This window comes from Actinomadura sp. KC216, assembly GCF_004348535.1.
GTDB lineage: Bacteria > Actinomycetota > Actinomycetes > Streptosporangiales > Streptosporangiaceae > Spirillospora.
In genome coordinates this window covers 1-5162 of record NZ_SMJX01000451.1, presented here as the reverse complement: position 1 = coordinate 5162, position 5162 = coordinate 1, and the positions used below count along the sequence as shown (strand labels likewise).

Below are 5162 nucleotides of genomic sequence, written 5' to 3'. Positions count from 1 at the left end.
GGGGCTGATCGTGCCACTAAACACCGACATCCCTGCCTTGATCAACACCCCGCTGACCACCGAATACGCTCACATCCGCGACGCCTTTGGCTATGACGACCAAGCCCTCGCTGATCTGGCCCGCGCGGGTGTAGACGCCTCGTTCGCTCCGTCCTCGACCAAGTCCCACCTCCATCTGGGAATCTCCGCCTGGCTGTCGAGCCCTAGGGCTGGAGAGTGATACGGGGGGCGTTGCGGATTTCGCGGAGGAAGGGGTCGTTGTCGTTGTGCCATTGGTCCGGTGTGCGAACGACGGGGTGCACGGGGAGGGCCAGGCGGGCTGCGGCTTCCTGGGCGGCGTCGAAGGCGGCGCCCGGGGCGATGTGTCCGATGATCAGGACCTCGACGTCGGCCGGGTGGACCCCTGAGGGATGCTCGTAGCGTTCCGCCCACGCTCCGAAGAGGTGGACCTCCCGGACGGATGGCAGCCGCCCGAACTCCTCCGCCACCACCGCCGCCGGGCCGAAGGTCAGCATCAGGAGGTGGGCGAGGGGCTCGTACAGCGGGCTGTCGGCGTCCCGCCTCACGAGGCGCCCGGCCAGGGTACGGCGCAGGGCGAGGATGCCCGCCCGGGCCAGGCGCTCCACCTCGCGCATCACGGAAGCGAGGTCGGTGTGGAGCATCACCGCCAGGTCGAGCATGGACATCTCGCGCTCCGGCCCCAGCAGCAGCCGCGCCAGAAGCTCGCCCTGCAGGCGCGACCGGAAGATCGGAAGCTGGGTCGGCGCAGGGGATCGGACGTCCCGCAGGAACGCCTGTGCGACGTGGGCCTCGCGAGCGCGCCCGTCCCACCGAGACTCCGCATTCGATCGCATGTTCGAACACTATGGGTCACCTCCGACATCCACGGTCGCGCAGGGCGGTGGTCGAAGGCAGTAGAACCGCGTTCTGTGGATTACGCCCCGGCGCCGGGCGAGAGAGGTTCCTCCGGCTCCGGGAGGAAGAGACAGAAGGGGTGTCCGACCGGGTCGAGGTAGACGCGGACGTCCTCTGCGGGCTGGAAGTCGGCCAGGACGGCACCCGTTGCTTCCGCGTGCTCGCCCGCCGCGTCCAGGTCGTCCACCTCGATGTCCAGGTGGGCCATGATCTGCTGCGTGTTGGCAGCGGCGGGCCATGTCGGCGCCTTGTAGAGAGGCTCCCTCTGGAACGACAGCCCTGTTCCGCCGTCGGGAGGCCGCAGCTTCACCCAGTGCGGCTCGTCCTGCACGACCGTCCACCCCAGAAGGTGCCTGTAGAAGGCCGCTAGCGCGTGCGGGTCAGGGGCGTCGAGGACGGGGGCAGACAGAACCATGCGCGGCGGGTGACCCATGGAGGCTCCTGCAAGTCGTTCGGATACGCGAACAGACGGCGCCAGCCAGCCGTACCGGGGCCCACGGTGCCGCAATAGGCCGATGCTGCAGGGGTCCGCGCACGCTGGCCGCCGTAGCCGCATGCTGCCCACAGGGACGCCAGCCATGCGGCCGCAGCCACATCACACCCATGCGCGCGCAAGGCTCTAGGTAGACGACCGGAGGTGTGCGTCGGGCAGGTGACCGCCGCCGAACTGCCAGGCAGAGGCGCGAGCAGCGACGCCACGCACGCGGCCGGAAGGTCGTCGGCTGCCGGTGCCAGCGAGAAGGCTGCCAGTCCAGCATGCGGCCGTAGTGATGGCGACTACGCCGCCGGAAGGGGCGAGCACGCGGCCGGAGGGTGCTGGGCACACGTGTACAGGGACGCCGGACTGCGTCCGTAGTGACGTCCGGGCATGCGTCCGCAGGGACGTCGCTTACGCGCGTGCGTGCAGACGTTGGACGCGTGCGTAGGGACGTCGGGCAGGGCAGAAAGGGGTGCTGGGTATCCGCCAAGAGGCGTCGGGTGGGCGTTCACATGCGCTGGCGTGCGGCCCGAGGGGGTTGGGCATGCGGAAGGGCCCGCGCCGGACGGATCCGGTGCGGGCCCTTCCTGGACGTTCTCAGTCCTTGTTGAAGTTGACCGCGCCCTCGATGGGCGGCGGGCTGTCGGGGACGGTGGACGGCTTCGGCACGCCCTTGAACGTGAACTTGGCGGTCTCCACCGTCGCGTCCTTGTTCTCGGGGTCGAAGCCCTCCGTGCCCACGAGCACGATCTGGCCGGCCTTCAGCTCGCTGTAGAGGATCTTCTCGGAGAGCTGGTCCTCGATCTCGCGCTGGATGGTCCGGCGCAGCGGCCGGGCGCCGAGCACGGGGTCGTAGCCCCGCAGCGCCAGCAGGTCCTTGGCCTCCTGCTGCAGCTCGATGCCCATGTCGCGGTCCTTGAGCCGGTCGTCCACCTTGGCGATCATCAGGTCGACGATCTGGATGATCTCGGCCGGGGTGAGCTGGTGGAACACGACCGTGTCGTCGACGCGGTTGAGGAACTCGGGGCGGAAGTGCTGCTTGAGCTCCTCCGACACCTTCGCCTTCATCCGGTCGTAGGAGCCCTGCTCGTCGTTCTGACGGGCGAAGCCCATCGACACGCCCTTGGAGATGTCCTTGGACCCCAGGTTCGTCGTCATGATGATGACGGTGTTCTTGAAGTCCACGACACGGCCCTGCGCGTCGGTGAGGCGGCCGTCCTCCAGGATCTGCAGGAGGCTGTTGAAGATGTCCTGGTGGGCCTTCTCGATCTCGTCGAACAGGACCACCGAGAACGGCTTGCGGCGCACCTTCTCGGTGAGCTGGCCGCCCTCCTCGTACCCGACGTAGCCGGGCGGGGAGCCGAACAGCCGCGAGACGGTGTGCTTCTCCATGAACTCGGACATGTCGAGCTGGATCAGCGCGTCCTCGTCCCCGAACAGGAACTCCGCGAGCGTCTTGGACAGCTCGGTCTTACCGACACCGGACGGGCCGGCGAAGATGAACGAGCCGCCGGGACGCTTCGGGTCCTTCAGGCCGGCGCGGGTACGCCGGATCGACTGCGAGAGCGCCTTGATGGCGTCCTCCTGGCCGATGACGCGCTTGTGGAGCTCGTCCTCCATGCGCAGCAGCCGGGTGGACTCCTCCTCGGTCAGCTTGAAGACCGGGATGCCGGTGGCGGTGGCGAGGACCTCGGCGATCAGCTCGTCGGTGACCTCGGCGACGACGTCCATGTCGCCGGCCTTCCACTCCTTCTCCCGCTGCGCCTTCTGGCCGAGCAGCTTCTTCTCGCTGTCACGCAGCGCCGCGGCCTTCTCGAAGTCCTGCGCGTCGATCGCGGACTCCTTCTCGCGCCGGACGTCGGCGATCTTCTCGTCGTACTCGCGCAGGTCCGGCGGAGCGGTCATCCGGCGGATGCGCATCCGCGAACCGGCCTCGTCGATCAGGTCGATCGCCTTGTCGGGCAGGAACCGGTCGCTGATGTAGCGGTCGGCGAGCTGCGCCGCGGCGACCAGCGCGCTGTCGGTGATCGACACGCGGTGGTGCGCCTCGTAGCGGTCCCGCAGGCCCTTGAGGATCTCGATCGTGTGCGACAGCGACGGCTCCGCGACCTGGATCGGCTGGAAGCGGCGCTCGAGCGCGGCGTCCTTCTCCAGGTACTTGCGGTACTCGTCCAGCGTCGTCGCGCCGATGGTCTGCAGCTCGCCGCGCGCCAGCATCGGCTTGAGGATGGACGCGGCGTCGATCGCGCCCTCTGCGGCGCCCGCACCGACCAGCGTGTGCAGCTCGTCGATGAACAGGATGATGTCGCCGCGGGTGCGGATCTCCTTCAGGACCTTCTTGAGGCGCTCCTCGAAGTCACCGCGGTACCGGGAGCCGGCGACCAGCGCGCCCAGGTCGAGGGTGTAAAGCTGCTTGTCCTTCAGCGTCTCGGGCACCTCGCCCTTGACGATCTTCTGCGCGAGCCCCTCCACGACGGCGGTCTTGCCGACGCCGGGCTCGCCGATGAGCACAGGGTTGTTCTTGGTACGGCGGGACAGCACCTGCATGACCCGCTCGATCTCCTTGCCGCGCCCGATCACCGGGTCGAGCTTGCCCTCGCGCGCGGCCTGCGTCAGGTTGCGGCCGAACTGGTCGAGGACGAGGGAGGTGGACGGAGCCGACTCCGAGGGACCGCCGGAGGCGGCCGGCTCCTTGCCCTGGTAGCCGTGCAGCAACTGGATGACCTGCTGGCGCACCCGGTTGAGGTCGGCGCCGAGCTTCACAAGGACCTGGGCCGCGACGCCCTCGCCCTCACGGATCAGACCCAGCAGGATGTGCTCGGTGCCGATGTAGTTGTGGCCGAGCTGCAGCGCCTCGCGCAGTGACAGCTCAAGGACCTTCTTGGCACGCGGAGTGAACGGGATGTGGCCCGACGGCGCCTGCTGGCCCTGGCCGATGATCTCCTCGACCTGCTGGCGCACCGCCTCAAGGCTGATTCCCAGGCTCTCCAGAGCCTTGGCAGCGACACCCTCACCCTCGTGGATCAGGCCCAGGAGGATGTGCTCGGTGCCGATGTAATTGTGGTTGAGCATCCTGGCCTCCTCCTGGGCCAGGACGACAACGCGCCGCGCGCGGTCGGTGAACCTCTCGAACATCTCGTCGCTCCTCACAGAGCGGTTGGGCAGAGTCCGGAACGTCCGGAACTGTCCTTCCGCATGCTAGCCCGCCCCGAGGAGGCCGCCCGGTGCACTCCCACCAGGAGACGTTCCCCAGCTATGCGCTGTTCAGTCTCATCCAACTACCGCAGCGCCGCGTCATGTTCCCGCTACGCCCCAAGCGAACGAGGGCTTTCCGCAGGTGGATCAAGGCGCGGGGCCAGAGTGTCGAATGGGGGCATTGGTCCACCCGCGCGGCGGGTTTACCTCGCCTGGTGCGCGCGCAAACCGTCCGACCGCTACGCCACAAGCGAACGCCGCACACAGCACTACCGTGAGCTGGACGGTCCCGCTGGACGAACGCCGCCCCAACCAGGCGAGAAACACACCGTGCGCCAGGGACACACGCTGGACGGGGATACACGGCGCGCAGACCCATGAACGACACTGCATGGGCCGCGTAAAGATCACGGGTGGGAGCAGCGCGCAAGGGCAAGGCGCGGGGTGCGGACGGCGCGCTGAGAGCCGGGGTGTGCAAGGCGTGTGGTGACAACGGGGCGCAAATGCGTAGGGAGGCGAGTGTGACCTGCGGGGCACATGGTGGCTGTGAGGCGGGGATGCGGGATCCGTGGGT

The 5162-nt window shown here is 68.3% G+C and carries 3 protein-coding genes and 1 pseudogene; 1 reads left to right on the top strand and 3 read right to left on the bottom strand.

What is annotated here, in order from left to right; translation table 11 throughout:
• Window positions 1-220 (top strand): annotated as a pseudogene (locus E1264_RS39755) (adenosine deaminase); the annotation flags it as partial.
• Here the strand turns inward: E1264_RS39755 and E1264_RS39750 are convergent.
• The 3 genes from E1264_RS39750 to E1264_RS39740 all read right to left on the bottom strand — a co-directional run bounded on the left by E1264_RS39750 (window position 204) and on the right by E1264_RS39740 (window position 4528).
• On the bottom strand, window positions 204-854 hold the full coding sequence (locus tag E1264_RS39750; RefSeq protein ID WP_132182274.1) for an ArsR family transcriptional regulator: 651 nt from the start codon (window positions 852-854) through the stop codon (window positions 204-206). The pseudogene E1264_RS39755 and the gene E1264_RS39750 overlap by 17 nt on opposite strands.
• 80 nt (window positions 855-934) lie before the next feature.
• Entirely contained in the window at window positions 935-1330 is a 396-nt protein-coding gene (locus E1264_RS39745; RefSeq protein ID WP_207936853.1) for a VOC family protein, read from the bottom strand.
• A 660-nt stretch (window positions 1331-1990) separates the two neighbouring features.
• A complete protein-coding gene (locus tag E1264_RS39740; RefSeq protein ID WP_132182270.1) occupies window positions 1991-4528 on the bottom strand; it encodes an ATP-dependent Clp protease ATP-binding subunit in 2538 nt (845 codons plus the stop codon).
• Between the last annotated feature and the right edge of the window lie 634 nt (window positions 4529-5162).